The sequence below is a fragment of the Bradyrhizobium sp. SZCCHNR1017 genome (genome assembly GCF_032381375.1).
GTDB lineage: Bacteria > Pseudomonadota > Alphaproteobacteria > Rhizobiales > Xanthobacteraceae > Bradyrhizobium.
This window is the reverse complement of the sequence record NZ_JAUHIR010000003.1, coordinates 172,648-192,927: the sequence shown is the minus strand read 5'-3', so window position 1 is coordinate 192,927 and position 20,280 is coordinate 172,648. Positions and strand designations below refer to the sequence as shown.

The window sequence follows — 20,280 nt, the reverse complement described above, 5'->3', positions numbered from 1 at the left end:
TTGTCTTTCAAGAGCGCGCCCTGCCCGCCTGTTGCGGCGAACAGGACGAAAGCGCTCACGGCTTCCACTTCAGGAAGTTGGAAATGAGGGCGAGACCGAAACGCTGGCTCTTCTCGGGATGGAATTGGGTGCCGATCGCGGTGTCCTTGCCGACGATCGCGGTGACCGGTCCGCCGTAGTCGGCGCGTGCCAGAACGTCGCTCTCGTTGACGGCATTCAAGTGATAGGAGTGCACGAAATAGGCGTGCAGGCCCTTCGGTCCGAGCGGCAGCCGCTCCAGCACCGGATGCTCCTGCACCATATCGAGCGTGTTCCAGCCCATATGTGGGATCTTCAGGCTCTCGTCACGAGGGGCGATCTTCTCGACGTCGCCGGCGACCCAGTTGAAGCCGTCGGTGGTGACGTGCTCCTTGCCGCGCGTCGCCATCAGCTGCATGCCGACGCAGATGCCGAAGAACGGCCGCGCCTTGTGGCGTACGGCTTCGGTCATCGCCTCCAGCATGCCGTTGACGGAGTCGAGGCCACGACGGCAGTCGGCGAAGGCGCCGACGCCGGGTAACACGATGCGATCGGCGCGATAGACCGTATCGGGATCGCGCGTCACGACGACCTTCTGCGGATCCGCCATGCCGCGCGCGGCGCGCTCGAACGCCTTGGCGGCGGAATGAAGATTGCCAGAGCCGTAATCGATGATCGCAACACTCATCGTCCACCTCCGGGTTCGGGAAACAAGCCAATGATGCTGGCATGCGGCAGCGGCGGCGGGTGCTGCCCATTGCCATTGTCGCGTGTCGGCGGCGCCGCGCCGCGATCGACGGTGTGATTGTCGTAGCCGAGCGTGCTGCGCCGGGCGGCCCAGCGCTCGAAGAAGCGGCGCTCGGCGGCATCGAGATCGTCGGCGACGACGACGTCGATCTGGCGCCAATTGCCGCGCGAGTAGCTCCAGCGCTTCAGGCTCGAGGCTTCGAGCCCGAGCAGGATCGCAAGCAACAGATCGATGCCGGCAATCGCGCCGCCGCTGACGCCGACGCGCGCCAGGATGACGTCGAGCGCGATCATCAGCACGGCCCAGACGAGCATCGCAAGCCAGAGACGATGCCAGGCCAGCCAGACGGCGCCGAGCACGGCGGCCCAGAAATGGAAGCCGTCGCGGATGAAGACAAAGCGATCGGTCGAACGCAGATCGACCCCGGCGGCCAGGGGAGCGTGAACCGTATAGACGGGCATGTCGATAATCCCTTGGGAGGAGGGAGGTCAGCCGCCGAGCTGACCCTTGGTGGATGGCACTTCGCCCTGATTGCGAGGATCGATCGCAAGGGCTGCGCGGAGGGCCCGCGCCAGACCCTTGAAGCAGGATTCGGCGATATGATGGGCGTTCTCGCCGTACAGCGTCTCGACATGCAGGGTGATGCCGGCGTTCATGGCAAAGGCGTTGAACCACTCGCGCACCAGCTCGGTGTCGAACTCGCCGATCTTGTCGCGCGCAAAGGTCGTGCGGAATACCAGCATCGGCCGGCCCGATACGTCGATCACGACGCGCGTCAGGGTCTCGTCCATCGGCATGTGGATCGAGGCGTAACGGGTGATGCCGGCCATGTCGCCGAGCGCCTGACGCACGGCCTGGCCGAGGGCGATGCCGACATCCTCGGTGGTGTGGTGGAAATCGATATGGAGGTCGCCGACCGCCTTGACGGTCATGTCGATGCGGGAATGCCGGGCCAGCAGATCCAGCATGTGATCGAAGAAGCCGATCCCGGTCGCGATGTTCACGACGCCGGTGCCGTCGAGGTTCACGGACACCTCGATCTCGGTCTCTTTGGTCTTGCGCTTGATGGTCGCGCTACGCATGGGGTCAGCTTTCCCTTGAAAACGCGGCCCTTTTATCAGGCGGATGACACCTTAGCTACTGCGGGATGACCCCCATGAGGCCTGATCTCGGGCCATGGTGAGCGGATTTCAAGACCGGGTCGGGCAGGGCAGGGACCCGGTAATTGTATCCCGACGCCTGAGCGCCTAAATCAGGGCATCAACCAGGGATCCCCCATGCACGCATCCTCGAACGAGCCCACCGTCTGGCACGGCACCACGATTCTGACCGTCCGCAAGGGGGGCAGGGTGGTGATCGGTGGCGACGGCCAGGTCTCGATCGGCCAGACCGTGATCAAGTCCAATGCCAAGAAGGTGCGCAAGCTCGGCAAGGGCGACGTCATCGGCGGCTTCGCCGGCGCCACCGCCGACGCGTTCACCCTGTTCGAGCGGCTGGAGAGCAAGCTCGAGCAATATCCGGGTCAGCTGACCCGGGCCGCGGTCGAGCTCGCCAAGGACTGGCGCACCGACCGCTATCTGCGGCGGCTCGAAGCCATGATGATCGTGGCCGACAAGGAGGTCTCGCTGGTGCTGACCGGGACGGGCGACGTCCTGGAACCGGAGGCCGGCGTGATGGCGATCGGCTCCGGCGGCAACTATGCGCTTGCGGCCGCGCGTGCGCTGATCGACACCGACAAGGACGCCGAGAGCATCGTGCGCCGCTCGCTCGACATCGCCGCCGACATCTGCGTCTACACCAACCGCAACATCACCATCGAAGCGCTGTCGGCCGAGTAGACGATGACCGCGGACGAGATCGGCGCCCCGTCCCGGCATTGGTCCGGACCCTGGCTCATCCTGGCGCTCGGTCTGCTGGCGCTGCAGGCCGCACTGTTGTTCGCGATGGGCCGGCTGCCGATCTGCGCCTGCGGCACGGTCAAGCTGTGGCACGGCGTGGTGCAGAGCTCGGAGAACTCCCAGCATCTCGCCGACTGGTACACGTTCTCCCATGTCATTCACGGCTTCCTGTTCTATGCGCTGACCGCGCTGGTTCTGCCGTTTCTGCCGTGGCAGGGGCGGCTGATCATCGCGATGCTGATCGAGGGCGCCTGGGAGCTGGTCGAGAACTCCAGCTTCATCATCGAGCGCTATCGTGCCGCCACGATCTCGCTGGACTATTTCGGCGACAGCATCGTGAACTCGGTCGGCGATACGCTGGCGATGATGACCGGCTTCCTGCTGGCGCGGGTGCTGCCGGTCTGGCTGACCGTCGTGATTGCAGTCGCGTTCGAGATCGGGGTGGGCCTGCACATCCGTGACAACCTGACCCTGAACATCTTGATGCTGATCTATCCAACCGAGGCGATCCGGCAGTGGCAGGCCGGACCGCCGCTCCTGTGACGGCGGAAATCCGGCTTGCCCTCATCCCCGTCCGACCCTAGCTAGAGCCTCATGACCGACTTTTCACCCCGCGAAATCGTCTCCGAACTCGACCGCTACATCGTCGGCCAGGCCGACGCCAAGCGGGCGGTGTCCATTGCCTTGCGCAACCGCTGGCGCCGGCTGCAGCTCGATGCAGGCCTGCGCGAAGAGGTGCTGCCAAAGAACATCCTGATGATCGGGCCGACCGGCGTCGGCAAGACCGAGATCGCCCGGCGGCTGGCCAAGCTTGCGGGCGCACCGTTCCTCAAGGTCGAGGCGACCAAGTTCACCGAGGTCGGCTATGTCGGCCGCGACGTCGAGCAGATCATCCGCGACCTCGTCGAGGTCGCGATCGCCCAGGTCCGGGAGCGCAAGCGCAAGGACGTCGCCGCCCGCGCGCAGCTCGCCGCCGAGGAGCGCGTCCTCGACGCGCTGGTCGGCGCCAATGCGAGTGCTGCGACGCGCGACTCGTTCCGCCGCAAGCTGCGTGCCGGCGAGCTCAACGACAAGGAGATCGAGATCGAGACGCAGTCCTCCGGCGGCGGCTTGCCGATGTTCGAGATCCCCGGCATGCCGGGAGCCCAGATGGGCGCGATCTCGATCGGCGACATCTTCGGCAAGCTCGGCGGCCGCACCAAGACGCGGCGCGTGACGGTCGAGGCCTCGCACGACATCCTGATCGCGGAAGAATCCGACAAGCTGCTCGACAGCGAGCAGTTGGTGCAGGAAGCAATCAGCGTGGTCGAGAACAACGGCATCGTGTTTCTCGACGAGATCGACAAGATCTGCGTGCGCGAGAACCGCGCCGGCGGCGACGTCTCGCGCGAGGGCGTGCAGCGTGACCTGCTGCCGCTGATCGAGGGCACGACGGTCTCGACCAAGCATGGCGCCGTCAAGACCGACCACGTCCTGTTCATTGCCTCCGGCGCGTTCCACATCGCCAAGCCCTCGGACCTCTTGCCGGAGCTGCAGGGACGATTGCCGATCCGGGTCGAGCTGCAGGCGCTGACGCGCGACGACATGCGGCGCATCCTGACCGAGCCGGAGGCATCGCTGATCAAGCAATATGTCGCGCTGATGCAGACCGAGGGCGTGACGCTCGACATCACCGACGATGCGATCGACGCGCTCGCCGACATCGCGGTCGCGGTGAATTCGACGGTCGAGAACATCGGCGCGCGCCGGCTGCAGACGGTGATGGAGCGCGTGCTCGACGAGATCTCCTTCACGGCGTCCGATCGTAACGGCGAAACCATGCGCGTCGACGCTGCGTATGTGCAGCAACACATCGGCGACCTCGCCAAGAACGCGGATCTCAGCCGGTTCATTTTGTAGTCGGCTGCGCCTAGCAAGCGCTGAGCTTCTTCGCTCCGGCGCGGCGTCAAAATCCGCTGTCGTCCCCGCGAACGCGGGGACCCATAACCACCAAAGCTGATTGTGACTCACGATGGCGGCTCCAGCCTTGCCTCACCACGAACGGCGGCGGCTATGGGTCCCGGCTCAAGGCCGGGACGACAGTGGTGGACGGGGCGACGACCTCGTCTCCATCTATCACCGCTCGGACGCCGCATGACCGCCGCCTCCAGCAAACACTGGCGCCTGATGCTCGCCGTCAACGCCGCCGTGATGCTCGGCGTGTTCCTGCACAAGATCACGCTGCCGCCCTACATTCCGTACATCCATCTGCTGGTCGACTATCACTTCGGCTTCATCAAGCGCGCGCTGATCGGTGCCATGGTCGGCCTGTTCGCCGCGAAGGTGCCGGTCTGGCTGGTTTTCGCGCTGGCCGGTTGCGTCTGGCTCATCACCCTCGCACTGTTCGCACAGCTCTTCCGCCGCACGTTCGGCTTTGATCGCGCACGGCTGCCGCTGTTCATCTTCACCGCCTGCTCGCCGTTCGTGTTCAAGAACTTCCTGTTCACGCTCGGCCATTTCGACATCTATGGCTGTCTCGGCGCGATCGTCCTGCTGCTGGTGCCGGCGCGCACGCTGGCCTACGTGCTGCTTGCGGCATTGATCTCGGCTCTGCTCGTGCTGATTCATCACATCCATCTGCTGATGTACGTGCCGACCATCACCGCGATCGTCGTGCTGCGCTACTACCTGACACGTCCCCTCACTCGCCTGGATATTGCAGTCGGCGCTAGCGCGCTGCTCGGCCTCGGCGCGCTGTTCCTCGCGGCGCAATTCCTCGGCACCATGCCGCTGCCCGAGGTCGACTTCATGTCCTACTTGCGCTCCCGCATGGTCGATCCGTCGCGCACTGAGCTCTTGCAGTTCGCCTATGTCTGGTATCAGCCGCTCGCCAAGGAGGTGCAGGACACCTGGGCGCGGCTGCCGTCGAACCTGCTGGGCCTGCCCATCTATGCGCTGCTGCTGTGGCTGCACGCGCCGCTGTGGCGGAATCTCAAGGATCTCATCGGCGCCTTGGCTGACAAGCGCCATCGCCAGATCGTCATCGCCGCGCTGATCGTCATCAGCTCCGCTTACCTCGTCATGTTCGCCATGGTGTTCGACTATTCGCGCTGGATCTCGAGCTGGGTGGTCTGCATGGTACTGATGCTGCACGCGCTGAAGACGCTTCCTGCGACCAAGCCGATCACTCCGATCGACGCCGACGACCGCATGACGACGATCCTGGGCTGGATCGTCACCGCCGTACCGCGGATCGGGATCATCCGCCCGTTCTGACGCTCAGCCGCGGGCGCGCCTGATCCGGACATAGAGCGCGCCGGCGCCGCCATGGCCGACATGAGCCTCCTCGAAGCCGACGATGAGCGAGCGGAATTCCGGCAGGCTAAGCCAATGCGGCACCTGCCGCCGGAGCACGCCGCGTTCGGGATCCGCCCCGATGGTGCCCTTGCCGGTGATGACCAACACGAAGGTGAGACCGTCATGCTGGGCGCGATGCAGGAAATGATGCAGCGCCTGATGCGCCCGACTCTGGGTCATGCCGTGCAGATCGAGCCGCGCATCGATCTCGCTGCGGCCGCGCGACAGCTTCGACCGCTCCTTGCGGCCGAGCGAGACCAGCGGCGGGATCGCCGGCCGGGCCGGCTTGGGCACGACCACCGGCGCGACCGGCCGCGGTGTCATCATCGGCTTGTCCGGCTGCGGCTCGGCCGTCACCATCGGCGGATGCGGCCGCACCGGACGGTGCGTCTTGCGCAGCGGCTTGACCTGGCGCGCCACCGTCTCCCACAGGGTGCGCTCGTCCTCGGAGAGGCCACGCTTGCGACGGCCGCGCGGCGGCTCGGGATCTTCAGACATGGAGACGGCTTGTCATCGGCGGTTGCGATGGCGCCTGCCATAACGCAATCGGCGGATATTGCGATCACTTTCGATACGGGGGCGGGCCTCGGGCAGGGGCACGGGCTGCGGCGCCACAACGTTCTGCGCCACCGTGGTCGCCGGGATTGCGCTCGCGGCGGAAGCAGGGGCCTTCGCATCGTTGACCGAGGAGGCGGCGGCTTTGGCGGCCTCCTTCGGCAGCACCTGCGGAAACAGTTTCGCGATCTTCTCCGACGGGCGTGCATCCGGCAGCGGCATCTTGCGGCCACGCGCGACCGGATCGAGGCTCTTCGGCACCAGCATCACGAACTGGATGCTGTGCTTGAGACGGCCGGAAACCTTGCCGGCGTCCTGGCCGGCGCCGAAATAGAGATCGGCGCGCGCAGGTCCGACGATCGCCGAGCCTGTATCCTGCGCAATCATCAGCCGGTGGAACGCGGTCTTCGACTTCTCGGATTCGATCGGCAGCTCGCCGGTGATGAAGAACGGCGTGCCATAGACGTGCAGCGACTTGTCGACCGCGATCGAACGGCCGGGCGTCAGCGGGATGCCCTGCGCGCCGACCGCCTCGTCCTTCTCCGACAGCTGCACCTCGCGGAAGAAGATGTAGGAGCGGTTCATCCGCCGCAGCTCGTTGGCACCTTCCGGATTCTGCTCCATCCAGTCGCGGATACGCTGCATCGACATCTGCTCGCGCGGAATGATGCCGCGTTCGATCAGGATGCGGCCGACCGGTGTGTAGGGAAGGCCATTATAGGCATCGTAGTTGATGCGGATGGTCGAGCCGTCGTCGAGACTGATGCGCGCCGATCCCTGGATCTGGGCAAACAGCAGGTCAGTCTGATTCCTGAGCCACGCGATCTCCAGGCCGCGGCCCTCGATGGCGCCGTCCTCGATCTCCGCGCGGTCGTAATAGGGGACCAGCTTGCGCCGTCCGATCTTCCGATAGACGGGACCCTTGTTGGGCAGACTCGTCGCGTCCTGCTTAAAGCCACGGACGAACAGATTGGAGGGGCGACGATAGACCGGAACGTTGTAGACCTCGTTCTGGGTCCGCGAGCCCTCGATGACGGGTTCGTAGTAGCCGGTGACGAAGCCATCGGCATCGCCGAGCTTGGAGATCTTCAGCGGCTCGAAGTGCCGTTCGAAAAAGGCCCTTGCCGCAGCATTGTCGGCGAGATCGGTGGCCCGAGCGTCGCGACAGGGATCGCGCAGGGAATCGCCCAGCGGCTTGCCATCCGCCTTGGCATCCGGCGCTGCATCCGTCTTTGCGGCGATCGGCTTGCAGCTGGCGCGGAACGTCCGATAGGCCGCAAGCTGGTCGTCGTCGTTCCAGCCGGGCACGTCGTTCCAGGCCAATGGCAGGTACTGGCTGTTGCTGATCTCGAGCGGCCAGTCGAGTTGCGGGTAGGGCAGGTGGCGCACCGGGGGCGTCGCCGCCCGGTGGCGCGAGCGCACCGCCTCGGCCGCATAAGGGGCGAGCGCCACGGCGGCGACGCTCAGGGCGAGCGCCGGCGTCCAGTATTTCAGGCGATGAGCGGTGAAACCCCGCTTCCAAATTTCGCGAACCATGCTTGCACCATCAAAGTACCACTCAACGCGAAATTCAGAGAAAACGGGATGCTGAAAAGATCCGGGTCAAAAAGCCGAGGATGGACCTCGTCGTCCTCCTTGCAGAACTGGGTCGACATCGAGAGCGGGCGATCTCCCGATGTAGCGCCGGCGGCGGCAACCTATTCCATCAATGGCTGCCGGTGCCGACCAGCTTCCAATTGGGATCGCGCGAGCCGGTATCGCGGGCGAAAGTCCAGATGTCGGTGATGTCGGCGACCTTGTCCGGATTGCCGTCGACGATGTTGCCCCCCTTGTCGCGTGTCACCGAGATCATTTGCGAGACGAAGCGCACCGTCACCTGTGCGGTGCGGTCGCGCAGCTCGGCACCGACCAGTTCGGCGGTATCGATGGAGACGAAGCGGGTTTCGGTCTTCTGCTCCTGCTTCTCACGCTCCTTGATGACGGCGTCGAAACTCTCATAGACCTCGGACGACAACAGGTCGCGCAATGCGCGGCGATCGCCATTGGCGAACGCCAGCACGATCATCTCGTAGGCACTGCGCGCGCCGGTCAGGAAATGGCGCGGATCGAACGACGAGTCGTCGGCGACGATCGCGTCGAGGCCACGGGCGAGCGGTGTGCCCGGCTCGGCTAGGCCGCGCCAGCGATCGCCCGGCGCCGGCATCTCGCCGCCGGGGACCGCAGCCGAGGGATCGATGGGCTTGTTGGGAACCGGCATGACGTGGTTGTCCGGCGCGCCCTGGACCGCGTTTCGGGCGGCATGATCGAACGGCGTCCGCTCGCTCCCGGTGCGCTGCCCGAGCACGGCGCGCAGGCGGATGAAGATGAAGACCGCCAGCGCCAGGAAGATGATGGTATAAATGTCCACTTCGTGTTCGCTTTCTGACTTGTCGAGCCGAACGCGGAGCCCGGCCACCGGGCACCCGTTCTACAGGATCCAGGTAAAGACCCGTGAATCCCTCGGTCGACCCGGATGTAGTCATCGAATTGGGCCCGGCCAATGGCACATTGTGGCCCGGTGATCCTAACCCTTTTCCCTCTCAAGGGGAAATCCGATCGACCTTGGATTGGAACAGAGTAGGACGGTCGCTGGTTCCGCCCCCGGGCCGATGCGACAAATAGAGGCATGGCGGCCCGATCAACCGTCTGCCTCGGCCTTTCGCGGCGTCCGTGCCTCGTCCTTGTGGAACAAGCCGGCCCTATGGTAGCCACGCGCCGCAACGACCCGCCCTTTTTGCCTGGAGAACACTGCGATGACCAACGGTAACGGCGCCACTCCCGAGGCGGCTCCTCCTCCTCAACTGAACGTGCTGGCGCAATACATCAAGGATCTCTCGTTCGAGAATCCGAACGCTCCGCAGTCCCTGGCGCCGCAGGGCCAGCCGCCGCAGATCAACATCCAGATCAATGTCGGCGCCAATGCTCTGAATGACACCGAGTACGAGGTGACGCTGACGATCGAGGGCAAGGCCGAGAGCGGCAGCCAGGTGATGTTCAGCTTCGAGTTGGTCTATGGCGGCGTGTTCCGGCTGGTCAACATTCCGCGCGAGAACCTGTCGCCGATGCTGCTGATCGAATGCCCGCGCCTGCTGTTCCCGTTCGCCCGCGAGATCGTCGCCAATTCGGTGCGCGACGGCGGCTTCCCGCCGCTGATGCTGGACCCGGTCGATTTCGTCGGCCTGTACCGCCAGAACATGGAGCGCCAGGCGGCGGCCCAGGGCGGCCAGGTGCTGTCGAGCTGATCCGGTTCAGCTTACGATTGATGCTTGCCGGGCGTGATCCGCTGCCGATCAGGCGGATCACGTGCCGGCGAGAAACTCCGTCCAGATCGGCTTGTCGCCGAGGGTGGCGATGAAGGCGCGATGCGCCTCTCGCTCCGCATCCGTGACCCGCGGCAACAGCGGCTGCTCGCGCTGACGGCGCGGCGTCTCGCCGGCAGATCCGATGCGGATCTCCTGGCTGTCCTGGGTCAGGATCAGCTGCGACTGCCGCGCCCCGACCAGATCGACATAGACCTCCGCCAGCAGCTCGGCGTCGAGCAACGCGCCGTGCTTGGTGCGGCGTGAGTTGTCGATCGCATAGCGCGAGCAGAGGTCGTCGAGGCGGTTCGACACGCCGGGATGCTTGCGACGTGCCAGCAGCAGCGTGTCGACCAGACGGTCCCTCGGAATGGCCGCGCGCTTGACCCGGTCGAGCTCGGCGTTGATGAAGCCGATGTCGAACGAGGCGTTGTGGATCACCAGCGGGGCATCGCCGATGAATTCCAGGAACTCCTCCACGATCTCGTGAAACAGCGGCTTGTCCGCGAGGAACTCGCTCGACAGTCCGTGAACCGCGAACGCTTCCGCCGGCATGTCACGTTCGGGATTGATGTAGCGGTGGTAGACTTGGCCGGTGGGCATGCGGTTGATGATCTCGACGCAGCCGATCTCGACCAGGCGGTCGCCGCGCAGGGCGTCGAGGCCGGTGGTTTCGGTGTCGAGAACGATCTCACGCATCTGATTTGATCCGTCGAATTCCGCGCGGCCGGCGTTCGCGAATCAGCCCCGGCGCTGTGGCATTCTAACGACCTCCGCCAGGATGTCGCGGATGCGTGCCCGCACCGGATCGAGCCCGTGCGAGGTATCCACGACGAAATCGGCGCGCTTGCGCTTCTCGGCATCCGGCATCTGCCGTGCGAGCAGCGCATCGAGCGCTTCTTCCGTCATCGTGCCGCGCGCCAGAATGCGCTGACGCTGGATCTCGGGCGCGGTCGACACCACCACCACGGCATCGACGCGCTTGTCGCCGCCGGTCTCGAACAGCAAGGGGACATCGACGACGGCAACGGGCACGCCGGACTGCTCGGCGTCGTCGAGAAACTTCTGATGATAGGAGCGCAGCATCGGGTGCACGATCGCTTCGAGCCTGCGGATCGCGTCGGGATCGCCGACGACCTTGGCGGAGAGCCTGGCCCGATCCACCTTGCCGTCCACCGTGGTCCCGGGAAATTCGGCTTCGATCGCCGGCGCGGCTTCGCCCTCATAGACCTTATGAACGGTCGCGTCGGCGTCATAGACCGGGACGCCGGCTTCGGCGAACAGCTTTGCGGTCGTCGACTTGCCCATGCCCATCGAGCCGGTCAGACCCAGCACTCTCATCCGCGGTCACTCCCCCTTGCGCGTGGCTGCGGTCGGCCTCAGATCCTGAGCAGCTTCGCTTCGCGAAAATAGGCGAGCAGCGGCAGCAGCGGCAGGCCGAGGATGGTGAAGTGATCGCCGTCGATGCGGTCGAACAGGTGCACGCCGAGCCCTTCCAGCTGGTAGGCGCCGACGCTGGATGTGACGGTTTCGCCGGCGGCATCGAGATAGGCTGCGATCTCGGTTTCGGTGAGGGCACGCATCGTCATCCAGGCGACGGCGACGTGCGAGAACAGCACCTCGCCATTGCGGACCACGGCGATGGCCGAGTGCAGCGCATGGGTGCGTCCGCCCAGCGCCAACAGTTGCTGCATGGCATGCTGGCGGCCGGCCGGCTTGTTGAACATGCGCTCACCCAATGCCAGCGTCTGATCCGCGCCCACCACATATGAATTGGGCCTGTTTGCCGAGACCGCTGCGGCCTTCGCGTTGGCAAGGTGCAACGCAATCTCGTAGGGCGCGACCAGGCCGGCTTCGGCCTGCACCGCGCGTTCGTCGATATCGGCGGGAAGCGCCTCGCACGCGAGTCCTGCGTTTGCGAGCAGCATTCGCCGCGCGCGGCTCTGCGATGCCAGAATCAGAGGCTCGTCACTGCACCAGATGGACATTGATCCGCTCACTAGTCCGGAAGCCGCTGCCGCTGCCGGTCGGTATAGAGTTTCAGGATCGCGGCGGCCGTCTCCTCGATCGAGCGCCGCGTCACGTCGAGCATGACCCAGTTGAACTTCGCACTCAGCTTGCGTGCATAGGCGACCTCGTCCGTCACCGACTGCTTGTCTACATAGTTCTCATTGCCGGATTCCGCACCCATGCTGAGCAGGCGATTCTGCCGCACCTGGATCAGCCGCTCCGGGGTCGCATGCAGGCTGACCACCAGCGGCTTCTTCAATGTCTCGAGCTGATGCGGGATCGGAATGCCCGGGACCAGCGGCACGTTGGCTGTGCGCACGCCGCGGTTGGCGAGATAGATCGAGGTCGGAGTCTTCGACGTCCGGCTGACGCCCACCAGCACCACTTCGGCGTCTTCGAGGCCGTCGACCATCTGCCCGTCATCGTGGAGCATCGTGTAGTTCAGCGCATCGATGCGGGCGAAATATTCGGCATTGAGTACGTGCTGCGCACCGACGCGGCCGGCGGTCGATGCGCCGAGATAGGCCTCGAACAGCTGCATCACCGGACCGATGATCGACAGGCTCGGGATGTTGATCTGCTGGCACTTGGCTTCGAGCCGGCTGACCAGATCCTTCTCGAGCAGCGTGAACAGCACGATGCCGGGCGCTTCCTCGATCTCGTCGAGCACGCGGTCGAGCTGCTTCTGGCTCCGCACCAGCGGGTACACGTGCTCGACCGGGGTCACGTTGGTGTATTGCGCGGCGACCGCACGCGCGACCGTGATCAGGGTTTCGCCCGTCGAATCGGAAACCAGATGGAGGTGAAAGTAGTTGCCGGTGGTGGGCATCAAATCCTTAACGATCTGTGAATCCCTGTGAAGGATGGGGCCAAAAAGCCGCCTCGGACCGCTCCCTTTGTATAACCCCGATTGTTCTGCACATGGTCGCCGTCCGGGACAACGTCAGGCAGCAGCGCGATGATATCGGGACGAGGCCCATTTGTCTCTGGATAAGCTGTCGAAGGATTTCGACAAGCGTCTGAATCACATCAGACTCTGGGGCGATCCGGCGTGCGCAGCTCGCATGTTGAGGGATGTGAACAAGCTGCGGGCAGACTGCGGATGACATTGCATGAGTCCAATCCACCGCTACCTAGACTCAAACCTTAAGATTCTAAAATTATTTGGTTTGGAGGGGACTGAGCGAGCGGATATGTCTCGACACGCAAGCTGATCGCCAGCCGAGAGGATCACGCGTTTCCGATGTATGAGTGGATCAAGGCCCTTCACGTCATCGCTGTCATCGCGTGGATGGCCGGCATGCTGTATCTGCCGCGGCTGTTCGTCTATCATTGCGACGCCGAGATCGGCTCGAAGCAATCCGAGACGTTCAAGGTCATGGAACGGCGCCTGCTCAAGGCGATCATCAATCCGGCGATCACCGTGACGTGGCTTGCCGGACTCTATCTGGCCTGGGCCGGCCACTGGTATACCAGCGGTTGGTTTCATGCAAAATTTCTGCTGGTGCTGATCATGTCCGGGGTCCACGGACTGTTCACCCGCTGGGTCAGAGAATTCGGCGCCGACAAGAACACCCGCAGCCAGAAATTCTACCGGTATATCAATGAGGTACCAACGGTGCTGATGATCGGCATCGTGATTCTCGTCATCGTCAAGCCGTTCTGACCGCTTCCCACGGAATACCGCTCCGCTGCAGATGCCTTGCAGACGACGGCGCGATTTTCTATATTATGGATATCCCACCCCACGCAGGCGGATGTGGTTGCGTTCCGGCTTGACCGGCCGCCGCATCAGGTCTGGTGCCTCATCGGCGCCAACCTTGCTCAGACCTGCGGACCTCATTTCGTCCGCCTTCCCACAGCCACCTCGCATCCCTCCCAAGTCGCTTCCACAGGACCACCCCAATGCGGGAAATCAAACTACAGGACCTCAAGTCAAAGACGCCGGCCGAGCTCGTCTCCTTCGCGGAGGAAAACGGGGTCGAGAACGCCAGCACGATGCGCAAGCAGGAGCTGATGTTCGCCATCCTCAAGCAGCTCGCGATCCAGGAAACCGACATCATCGGTGAGGGCGTCGTCGAGGTGCTCTCCGACGGCTTCGGCTTCCTGCGCTCGCCGGATGCGAACTACCTGCCCGGTCCCGACGACATCTATGTCTCGCCGTCGCAGATCCGACGCTTCGGCCTGCGCACCGGTGACACGATCGAAGGGCATATCCGCAGCCCGAAAGAAGGCGAACGCTATTTCGCGCTGCTCAAGGTCAACACGCTGAACTTCGAGGATCCCGAGAAGTCCAAGCACAAGGTCAATTTCGACAATCTCACGCCGCTGTTTCCGGACGAGCGCTTCCGGCTCGAGCTGGAGGATCCGACCCGCAAGGATCTGTCGCCACGCGTCATCGACATCGTCGCGCCGATCGGCAAGGGCCAGCGTGCGCTGATCGTCGCGCCGCCGCGCACCGGCAAGACGGTGCTGATGCAGAACATCGCGCACTCGATCACCGCCAATCATCCCGAGTGCTATCTGATCGTGCTGCTGATCGACGAGCGCCCCGAGGAAGTCACGGACATGCAGCGCTCGGTGAAGGGCGAGGTCGTGTCCTCGACCTTCGACGAGCCGGCCGCCCGTCACGTCCAGGTCGCGGAGATGGTGATCGAGAAGGCCAAGCGTCTCGTCGAGCACGGCCGCGACGTCGTCATTCTCCTGGACTCGATCACCCGCCTTGGCCGCGCCTACAACACCGTCGTGCCGTCCTCCGGCAAGGTGCTGACCGGCGGTGTCGACGCGAACGCGCTGCAGCGTCCCAAGCGCTTCTTCGGCGCTGCCCGCAACATTGAGGAAGGCGGCTCGCTCACGATCATCGCGACCGCGCTGGTCGACACCGGCAGCCGCATGGACGAGGTCATCTTCGAGGAGTTCAAGGGCACCGGCAACTCCGAGCTCATCCTCGACCGCAAGGTCGCGGACAAGCGGACCTTCCCGGCGATCGACATCGCCCGCTCCGGCACCCGCAAGGAAGAGCTCATCACCGAGCCGCAGAACCTCAAGAAGATGTACGTGCTCCGCCGCATCCTCAATCCGATGGGCACCATGGACGCGATCGACTTCCTGCTCGACAAGCTCCGCAGCACCAAGAGCAATGCCGAGTTCTTCGAGTCGATGAACACCTGATCGAGGCACTGCTTCAATCTGTAAAGGGCGCTCTCCGGAGCGCCCTTTTTGTTTGACGTGTTTGTCGCTGCGCTCGGCGTGAAGACCTCGATGCTTATCCGCCCGCCATGGTTCGCCGGCGTAAAGCATGCCGCTGCAAACCGATTGTCTTTCGCTGCCGGTGAGCCCAACTGAGGATCATGCATCCACACGACCAGACCATCTTCGCGCTGTCCTCCGGACGCCTGCCGAGTGCGATTGCGATCGTCAGGCTCTCCGGGCCTCACGCCGGCATCGCCCTTCAGATGCTTGCGGGGAAACTGCCGCTGCCGAGGATGGCGACGCGCGCCTTGCTGCGGGATGGTAATGGCGAGCCGATCGACGATGCCGTCGTGCTGTGGTTTCCCGGACCCGCAAGCGCCACCGGCGAAGATGTTGCCGAGCTGCATGTGCACGGCAGTCGAGCCGTCGTGGCGACAATGTTCTCGGTGCTGTCGACGATGCCGCAGATGCGCCCTGCTGAGCCGGGCGAGTTCACGCGGCGCGCGTTCGAGAATGGCAAGATCGATCTGACCGAGGCCGAAGGTCTCGACGACCTCATCCACGCCGACACGGACCGCCAGCGGCGCCAGGCGTTGCGGCAGCTGAAGGGTCTGTTGGGCGACAAGGCGCGGAGCTGGCGTGAGCAGATCATCGAGGCGGCGGCGCTGATCGAGGCCGGGATCGATTTTGCCGATGAAGGCGACGTGCCAATCGAGCTGATGGCGCCGGCGCTCGCCCGGATCGGCCAGCTGTTGACCGAGATCGAGTCGGTGCTGTCGGCCCAGGGCCGGGCCGAACGTCTGCGCGACGGCCTGACGGTCGTCATTGCCGGACTGCCGAACGCGGGCAAGTCGACCCTGATGAACCAGCTTGCGCGTCGCGAGGTCGCGATCGTCTCTCCGCAGGCCGGCACCACGCGCGATCTCATCGAGGTCCAGCTCGATCTCGACGGCTATCCAGTGACGGTGATCGACACCGCGGGCATTCGCGAGACGGACGATCCGGTCGAGCAGGAGGGTGTTCGGCGCGCGCGAGACCGAGCGGCGCAGGCGGATCTGGTGCTGTGGCTGTCGGAGGATGAGCAGGCCGAGGTTGAGCGCCAAAGCGAGGCTCCCGTCTGGCTCGTTCGTAACAAGATCGATCTGAGCAGAGGTCGGGAGGGGAGTCGTCCATCGTCCAGGGGAGATAACCCGGTCTTTCAGATCTCCGCGCGAAGCGGGGCAGGGCTGGTCGAGCTGCTGGATGCGCTGGTTGGCTTTGCCCGGGACTATTTTGGATCAACTGAGAGCGGCCTGATCACACGGCAGCGGCAGCGGACTCTGCTCGCCGACACCGCCGCTGCGCTTCAGCGTAGCATCTCGGCGATCGACCTGGGCGAGGAGCTTGCTGCGGAGGAGCTGCGGATTGCCGCGCTTGCGCTCGGGCGTCTTTTGGGACGAGTGGATGTCGAAGACCTGCTCGACGTGATCTTTCGCGAGTTCTGCATCGGCAAGTAGCCGCGGCCCCACGAACCGGGTCGAATATACTTAATGAAGCGTTGCTTGGTTAATCGATCGTCAATTGTTTCACGTGAAACAGGATGTGCGGACGCCGTCAGGGATGTTTCACGTGAAACACGATGGGACCGCTGGTCGTGTTTCACGTGAAACAACGAGGATTCGACGTCGGCGAATGTTTCACGTGAAACGTCTTCCGAGCATTGTCTGCAGGCGTTAGATAAGCCCCATGATCCAGCATCTGACATCCTACGACGTCGTCGTCATCGGTGGCGGCCACGCCGGCTGTGAAGCCGCGGCGGGCGCGGCGCGCATGGGCGCCCTAACCGCGCTGATCACCCATCAGTTCGCGACGATCGGGGCCATGTCCTGCAATCCGGCCATCGGAGGACTGGGAAAAGGACATCTGGTTCGCGAGGTCGACGCTCTCGACGGCTTGATGGGTCGCGTCGCCGACGCCGGCGGCATCCAGTTTCGCGTTCTGAATCGCCGGAAAGGACCGGCCGTTCGAGGTCCACGCGCCCAGGCCGACCGCAAGCTCTACGCCGCGGCGATGCAGTCGGCGATCCGGGAGACCCCAAACCTCACCGTCATTGAAGGCGAGGCGGACGAACTGATCGCTACCGGCGGACGGGTGGCAGGGGTGCGGTTGGCTGACGGCCGGACCTTCATCTGTGGCGCTGTCGTCATCACGACCGGCACGTTCCTGCGTGGTCTGATCCACCTGGGTGAGAGGACCTGGCCGGCCGGCCGGGTCGGCGAGGCGCCGGCGCTGGGGCTGTCCCAGTCTCTCGAAGCCATCGGATTTCGGCTCGGCCGCCTCAAGACCGGCACGCCGCCGCGCCTGGATGGATCGACGATCGACTGGAGCGCGGTCGAGATGCAGCCCGGCGACGATCCGCCGGAGCCGTTCTCCGTCCTGACCGACAGGATCACCACCCCGCAGATCCAATGCGGCATCACCCGGACGACGACCGCAACCCACGAGGTGATCCGCGCCAACGTCCATCGCTCGCCGATGTACTCCGGGCAGATCAAGTCGACCGGGCCGCGTTACTGTCCCTCGGTCGAGGACAAGATTGTCCGCTTCGGTGACCGCGACGGTCACCAGATCTTCCTGGAGCCCGAAGGGCTCGACGATACGACGGTCTACCCGAACGGCATCTCGACCTCGCTGCCGGAGGAGGTCCAGCTCGCGCTGCTGCCGACCATCCCGGGTCTCGAACGGGTCCGGATGATCCGGCCGGGCTATGCCATCGAGTACGACCACGTCGATCCGCGTGAGCTCGAGCCGACCCTGCAGACCAAGCGGATGAAGGGTCTGTTCCTCGCTGGCCAGATCAACGGCACGACCGGGTATGAGGAGGCCGCAGCTCAAGGTCTGGTCGCGGGCCTCAATGCCGCGCTGGCCGCGGGCGGCGGCGGGCCGGTCGTATTCGATCGCGCCGATGGCTATCTGGGGGTGATGATCGACGACCTCGTCACGCGGGGGATCACCGAGCCGTATCGGATGTTCACCTCGCGCGCCGAGTATCGGCTGACGCTGCGGGCGGACAACGCGGACCAGCGGCTGACCGACAAGGGCATCGCGCTCGGCTGTGTCGGCATTGATCGTGCGCGTTTCCATCGAAGCAAGATGGGCGCGTTGGAGGCTGCCCGCGCGATGGCGAGGTCGCTGACGATCACGCCCAACGAGGCGGCGAAGCATGGCTTCACGCTCAACAAGGATGGCCAGCGCCGCTCGGCCTTCGAACTGATGGCCTATCCGGAGATCGGTTTTTCCGAGGTGAGGGCGATCTGGCCGGAGTTCGGCGCGATCGATCCCGCCATCGTCATCCATCTTGAGATCGATGCCAAATATGATGTCTATGTCCGCCGGCAGAGCCAGGACGTCGACGCCTTCCGGCGCGACGAAAGCCTGGTGCTCGGTGACGTCGACTATGCGCTCGTCCCAGGTCTCTCCAATGAGGCGCGAGCGAAGCTGACGGCGGCCAGGCCGTGGACGATCGGGCAGGCCGGCCGGATCGATGGCATGACGCCGGCGGCGCTCGGGATCCTTGCGGCTTATCTCCGCCGCGAAGCGCGTCGAAGCAAGGCCACGGGTTGAGGCGTTTCACGTGAAACAGGCATCGCCAGCGGTGGCATCCAAGATGATCGAATCGGACAAGGCGGCAGCGCTCGCGCTGACTCCCGTTTCACGTGAAACGGAGCAGCGTCTCGATCGCTACGTCGCACTGCTGCTGGAGTGGCAGGCGAAGACCAATTTGATCGCGCCGTCGACCTTGCCGCATCTCTGGACGCGCCACATCGCCGACTCGCTTCAGCTCCTGGACCTCGCGCCCGACGCCCGGATCTGGATTGATCTCGGCAGCGGCGGCGGCTTCCCGGGCGTCGTCCTCGCCTGCGCCCTGGCCGAGCGGGATGGTGCCCAGGTCCATCTGGTCGAGCGCAACGCCAAGAAGGCCGCCTTCCTGCGCGAAGCAATTCGCGTCACCGGCGCTCCGGGAATCGTGCATTTGTCAGAGATCGGGGATATCGTGGAGAAGTGGAGCGGGCGAGTCGATTGCGTGACCGCACGCGCGCTCGCTCCGCTACATCAACTCATCGGCTTTGCGGAGCCCCTGGTGAAAAAAGGCGCGAGAGCGCTGTTTCTCAAGGGTCAAGATGTAGAAGCGGAATTGACCGAATCTACTAAGTATTGGAAAATTGAGTCGAAACTTCACTCCAGCCGGACGGGCGGGCAGGGCTGGATCGTCGCAATCGATTGCATCGAGCGACAGAGCTGAATTCCGTCAAGACGACAACCAATGGCGATCGCGCATGGCCGTAATTGATCAGATTTATCAAGAAGATAGGGCTCCGCACCCGGAGGGGCATCCGCGCATCCTGGCGCTCGCCAATCAGAAGGGCGGGGTCGGCAAGACCACGACCGCGATCAACCTCGGCACGGCGCTGGCCGCGATCGGCGAGCGGGTGCTGATCGTCGATCTCGATCCGCAGGGCAACGCCTCGACCGGCCTCGGCATCGACCGTGGCAGCCGCAACTGCTCGACCTATGACGTGCTGATCGGCGAGGCCTCGCTGCGCGACGCCGTCGTTGCGACGGCCGTGCCGCGGCTGCACATCGCCTCCTCGACGATGGACCTGTCGGGGCTCGAGCTCGAGCTCGGCTCCACCGCCAACCGCGCCTTCCGTCTGCGCGATGCGATCGCCGGTCTCAACAACAACGTCTCGCCGGAGAACGACTACACCTACGTGCTGGTCGACTGTCCGCCGTCGCTGAACCTGCTGACGGTCAATGCGATGGCGGCGTCGGATGCGATCCTGGTGCCGCTGCAGTGCGAGTTCTTCGCGCTCGAAGGTCTGTCGCAGCTGTTGCAGACCGTGGAGCAGGTGCGCTCGACCTTGAACCCGAACCTCTCGATCCACGGCATCGTGCTGACGATGTTCGACTCGCGCAACAACCTGTCGAACCAGGTGGTCGCCGACGTTCGCCAGTTCATGGGATCGAAGGTCTATAACACGATGATCCCGCGCAACGTGCGCATCTCGGAAGCGCCGTCCTACGGCAAGCCGGTGCTGGTCTACGACTTGAAGTGCGTCGGCAGCGAGGCCTATCTCAAGCTCGCGACCGAAGTCATTCAGCGCGAGCGTGACCTGCGCACGAACTGATTTTGCCTCTGCTCCGG

The 20,280-nt window shown here is 64.4% G+C and carries 21 protein-coding genes; 11 read left to right on the top strand and 10 right to left on the bottom strand.

Annotated features, from left to right (window positions below):
* Positions 1 to 55: 55 nt before the first annotated feature.
* Genes hisH through hisB form a run of 3 tightly spaced genes read right to left on the bottom strand, consistent with a single transcriptional unit; the run spans position 56 to position 1,848 of the window.
* The gene (hisH, locus tag QW863_RS09820; RefSeq protein WP_315716787.1) at positions 56 to 706 is read right to left on the bottom strand and encodes an imidazole glycerol phosphate synthase subunit HisH; all 651 of its coding nucleotides are present in this window, start codon (positions 704 to 706) and stop codon (positions 56 to 58) included.
* Entirely contained in the window at positions 703 to 1,227 is a 525-nt protein-coding gene (locus QW863_RS09815) for a DUF2628 domain-containing protein (RefSeq protein WP_315716788.1), read from the bottom strand. The genes hisH and QW863_RS09815 overlap by 4 nt, the downstream gene beginning before the upstream one ends.
* A 27-nt stretch (positions 1,228 to 1,254) precedes the next feature.
* A complete protein-coding gene (gene hisB, locus QW863_RS09810; protein ID WP_315716789.1) occupies positions 1,255 to 1,848 on the bottom strand; it encodes an imidazoleglycerol-phosphate dehydratase HisB in 594 nt (197 codons plus the stop codon).
* A gap of 195 nt (positions 1,849 to 2,043) precedes the next feature.
* Here hisB and hslV point away from each other — a divergent pair, with 195 nt between their 5' ends.
* From hslV to QW863_RS09790, 4 genes are all read left to right on the top strand, one after another.
* Positions 2,044 to 2,604 carry an ATP-dependent protease subunit HslV gene (hslV, locus tag QW863_RS09805; RefSeq protein ID WP_315716790.1) on the top strand — a complete coding sequence of 187 codons (561 nt, stop codon included), beginning with the start codon at positions 2,044 to 2,046 and terminating at the stop codon, positions 2,602 to 2,604.
* A 3-nt stretch (positions 2,605 to 2,607) separates the two neighbouring features.
* Entirely contained in the window at positions 2,608 to 3,207 is a 600-nt protein-coding gene (locus QW863_RS09800; RefSeq protein WP_315716791.1) for a DUF2585 domain-containing protein, read from the top strand.
* Between the two features lie 51 nt (positions 3,208 to 3,258).
* Positions 3,259 to 4,563 (top strand): ATP-dependent protease ATPase subunit HslU, encoded by a 1,305-nt coding sequence (hslU, locus tag QW863_RS09795; protein ID WP_315716792.1) that lies wholly within the window; start codon positions 3,259 to 3,261, stop codon positions 4,561 to 4,563.
* Positions 4,564 to 4,797: 234 nt separating this feature from the next.
* Positions 4,798 to 5,919 (top strand): hypothetical protein, encoded by a 1,122-nt coding sequence (locus tag QW863_RS09790; protein ID WP_315716793.1) that lies wholly within the window; start codon positions 4,798 to 4,800, stop codon positions 5,917 to 5,919.
* A gap of 3 nt (positions 5,920 to 5,922) precedes the next feature.
* Here the strand turns inward: QW863_RS09790 and QW863_RS09785 are convergent, their stop codons facing one another.
* The 3 genes from QW863_RS09785 to QW863_RS09775 all read right to left on the bottom strand — a co-directional run bounded on the left by QW863_RS09785 (position 5,923) and on the right by QW863_RS09775 (position 8,962).
* Positions 5,923 to 6,498: a Smr/MutS family protein gene (locus QW863_RS09785; protein WP_315716794.1), complete on the bottom strand. Its 576-nt coding sequence runs from the start codon at positions 6,496 to 6,498 to the stop codon at positions 5,923 to 5,925.
* A gap of 12 nt (positions 6,499 to 6,510) precedes the next feature.
* Complete coding sequence (locus QW863_RS09780; protein ID WP_315716795.1) at positions 6,511 to 8,091, bottom strand: murein transglycosylase A; 1,581 nt, start codon at positions 8,089 to 8,091, stop codon at positions 6,511 to 6,513.
* Positions 8,092 to 8,260: 169 nt separating this feature from the next.
* On the bottom strand, positions 8,261 to 8,962 hold the full coding sequence (locus QW863_RS09775) for a Tim44/TimA family putative adaptor protein (protein ID WP_315716796.1): 702 nt from the start codon (positions 8,960 to 8,962) through the stop codon (positions 8,261 to 8,263).
* A gap of 385 nt (positions 8,963 to 9,347) precedes the next feature.
* Here QW863_RS09775 and secB point away from each other — a divergent pair, with 385 nt between their 5' ends.
* Positions 9,348 to 9,836 carry a protein-export chaperone SecB gene (gene secB, locus QW863_RS09770; RefSeq protein WP_315716797.1) on the top strand — a complete coding sequence of 163 codons (489 nt, stop codon included), beginning with the start codon at positions 9,348 to 9,350 and terminating at the stop codon, positions 9,834 to 9,836.
* Positions 9,837 to 9,893: 57 nt separating this feature from the next.
* On the opposite strand, the gene dnaQ is transcribed toward secB, so the two are convergent.
* Genes dnaQ through QW863_RS09750 form a run of 4 tightly spaced genes read right to left on the bottom strand, consistent with a single transcriptional unit; the run spans position 9,894 to position 12,732 of the window.
* Positions 9,894 to 10,592 carry a DNA polymerase III subunit epsilon gene (gene dnaQ / locus QW863_RS09765; protein WP_315716798.1) on the bottom strand — a complete coding sequence of 233 codons (699 nt, stop codon included), beginning with the start codon at positions 10,590 to 10,592 and terminating at the stop codon, positions 9,894 to 9,896.
* 42 nt (positions 10,593 to 10,634) lie between these two features.
* Positions 10,635 to 11,234: a dephospho-CoA kinase gene (gene coaE / locus QW863_RS09760; protein ID WP_315716799.1), complete on the bottom strand. Its 600-nt coding sequence runs from the start codon at positions 11,232 to 11,234 to the stop codon at positions 10,635 to 10,637.
* A gap of 38 nt (positions 11,235 to 11,272) precedes the next feature.
* Positions 11,273 to 11,881, bottom strand: a complete 609-nt coding sequence (locus QW863_RS09755; RefSeq protein WP_315716800.1) for a Maf family protein — start codon at positions 11,879 to 11,881, stop codon at positions 11,273 to 11,275.
* Positions 11,882 to 11,892: 11 nt separating this feature from the next.
* Positions 11,893 to 12,732, bottom strand: a complete 840-nt coding sequence (locus QW863_RS09750; protein ID WP_315716801.1) for a pyruvate, water dikinase regulatory protein — start codon at positions 12,730 to 12,732, stop codon at positions 11,893 to 11,895.
* 414 nt (positions 12,733 to 13,146) lie between these two features.
* Between QW863_RS09750 and hemJ the strand changes: the two genes are divergently transcribed.
* The 6 genes from hemJ to QW863_RS09720 all read left to right on the top strand — a co-directional run bounded on the left by hemJ (position 13,147) and on the right by QW863_RS09720 (position 20,263).
* Positions 13,147 to 13,569, top strand: coding sequence for a protoporphyrinogen oxidase HemJ (gene hemJ, locus QW863_RS09745; protein ID WP_315716802.1), 423 nt, complete (start codon positions 13,147 to 13,149; stop codon positions 13,567 to 13,569).
* A gap of 239 nt (positions 13,570 to 13,808) precedes the next feature.
* Positions 13,809 to 15,074: a transcription termination factor Rho gene (rho, locus tag QW863_RS09740; RefSeq protein ID WP_008965552.1), complete on the top strand. Its 1,266-nt coding sequence runs from the start codon at positions 13,809 to 13,811 to the stop codon at positions 15,072 to 15,074.
* Between the two features lie 179 nt (positions 15,075 to 15,253).
* Positions 15,254 to 16,591, top strand: coding sequence for a tRNA uridine-5-carboxymethylaminomethyl(34) synthesis GTPase MnmE (mnmE, locus tag QW863_RS09735; RefSeq protein WP_315716803.1), 1,338 nt, complete (start codon positions 15,254 to 15,256; stop codon positions 16,589 to 16,591).
* Between the two features lie 229 nt (positions 16,592 to 16,820).
* Positions 16,821 to 18,698 carry a tRNA uridine-5-carboxymethylaminomethyl(34) synthesis enzyme MnmG gene (gene mnmG, locus QW863_RS09730; protein ID WP_315716804.1) on the top strand — a complete coding sequence of 626 codons (1,878 nt, stop codon included), beginning with the start codon at positions 16,821 to 16,823 and terminating at the stop codon, positions 18,696 to 18,698.
* A gap of 10 nt (positions 18,699 to 18,708) precedes the next feature.
* Positions 18,709 to 19,377, top strand: a complete 669-nt coding sequence (gene rsmG, locus QW863_RS09725) for a 16S rRNA (guanine(527)-N(7))-methyltransferase RsmG (RefSeq protein ID WP_409977904.1) — start codon at positions 18,709 to 18,711, stop codon at positions 19,375 to 19,377.
* A 34-nt stretch (positions 19,378 to 19,411) separates the two neighbouring features.
* Positions 19,412 to 20,263 (top strand): ParA family protein, encoded by an 852-nt coding sequence (locus tag QW863_RS09720; RefSeq protein WP_315716805.1) that lies wholly within the window; start codon positions 19,412 to 19,414, stop codon positions 20,261 to 20,263.
* The last annotated feature ends 17 nt before the right edge of the window (positions 20,264 to 20,280 follow it).

What these genes read in the sequence shown, in the direction of transcription:
- rho (WP_008965552.1), top strand. Translation starts at nt 13,809, where the DNA reads ATGCGGGAAATCAAACTACAGGACCTCAAGTCAAAGACGCCGGCCGAG.
- hisB (WP_315716789.1), bottom strand. Translation starts at nt 1,848, where the DNA reads ATGCGTAGCGCGACCATCAAGCGCAAGACCAAAGAGACCGAGATCGAG.
- hslU (WP_315716792.1), top strand. Translation starts at nt 3,259, where the DNA reads ATGACCGACTTTTCACCCCGCGAAATCGTCTCCGAACTCGACCGCTAC.
- QW863_RS09785 (WP_315716794.1), bottom strand. Translation starts at nt 6,498, where the DNA reads ATGTCTGAAGATCCCGAGCCGCCGCGCGGCCGTCGCAAGCGTGGCCTC.
- QW863_RS09800 (WP_315716791.1), top strand. Translation starts at nt 2,608, where the DNA reads ATGACCGCGGACGAGATCGGCGCCCCGTCCCGGCATTGGTCCGGACCC.
- QW863_RS09780 (WP_315716795.1), bottom strand. Translation starts at nt 8,091, where the DNA reads ATGGTTCGCGAAATTTGGAAGCGGGGTTTCACCGCTCATCGCCTGAAA.
- QW863_RS09815 (WP_315716788.1), bottom strand. Translation starts at nt 1,227, where the DNA reads ATGCCCGTCTATACGGTTCACGCTCCCCTGGCCGCCGGGGTCGATCTG.
- hslV (WP_315716790.1), top strand. Translation starts at nt 2,044, where the DNA reads ATGCACGCATCCTCGAACGAGCCCACCGTCTGGCACGGCACCACGATT.
- coaE (WP_315716799.1), bottom strand. Translation starts at nt 11,234, where the DNA reads ATGAGAGTGCTGGGTCTGACCGGCTCGATGGGCATGGGCAAGTCGACG.
- dnaQ (WP_315716798.1), bottom strand. Translation starts at nt 10,592, where the DNA reads ATGCGTGAGATCGTTCTCGACACCGAAACCACCGGCCTCGACGCCCTG.
- mnmE (WP_315716803.1), top strand. Translation starts at nt 15,254, where the DNA reads ATGCATCCACACGACCAGACCATCTTCGCGCTGTCCTCCGGACGCCTG.
- hemJ (WP_315716802.1), top strand. Translation starts at nt 13,147, where the DNA reads ATGTATGAGTGGATCAAGGCCCTTCACGTCATCGCTGTCATCGCGTGG.
- QW863_RS09720 (WP_315716805.1), top strand. Translation starts at nt 19,412, where the DNA reads ATGGCCGTAATTGATCAGATTTATCAAGAAGATAGGGCTCCGCACCCG.
- hisH (WP_315716787.1), bottom strand. Translation starts at nt 706, where the DNA reads ATGAGTGTTGCGATCATCGATTACGGCTCTGGCAATCTTCATTCCGCC.
- mnmG (WP_315716804.1), top strand. Translation starts at nt 16,821, where the DNA reads ATGATCCAGCATCTGACATCCTACGACGTCGTCGTCATCGGTGGCGGC.
- QW863_RS09750 (WP_315716801.1), bottom strand. Translation starts at nt 12,732, where the DNA reads ATGCCCACCACCGGCAACTACTTTCACCTCCATCTGGTTTCCGATTCG.
- QW863_RS09790 (WP_315716793.1), top strand. Translation starts at nt 4,798, where the DNA reads ATGACCGCCGCCTCCAGCAAACACTGGCGCCTGATGCTCGCCGTCAAC.
- secB (WP_315716797.1), top strand. Translation starts at nt 9,348, where the DNA reads ATGACCAACGGTAACGGCGCCACTCCCGAGGCGGCTCCTCCTCCTCAA.
- QW863_RS09755 (WP_315716800.1), bottom strand. Translation starts at nt 11,881, where the DNA reads ATGTCCATCTGGTGCAGTGACGAGCCTCTGATTCTGGCATCGCAGAGC.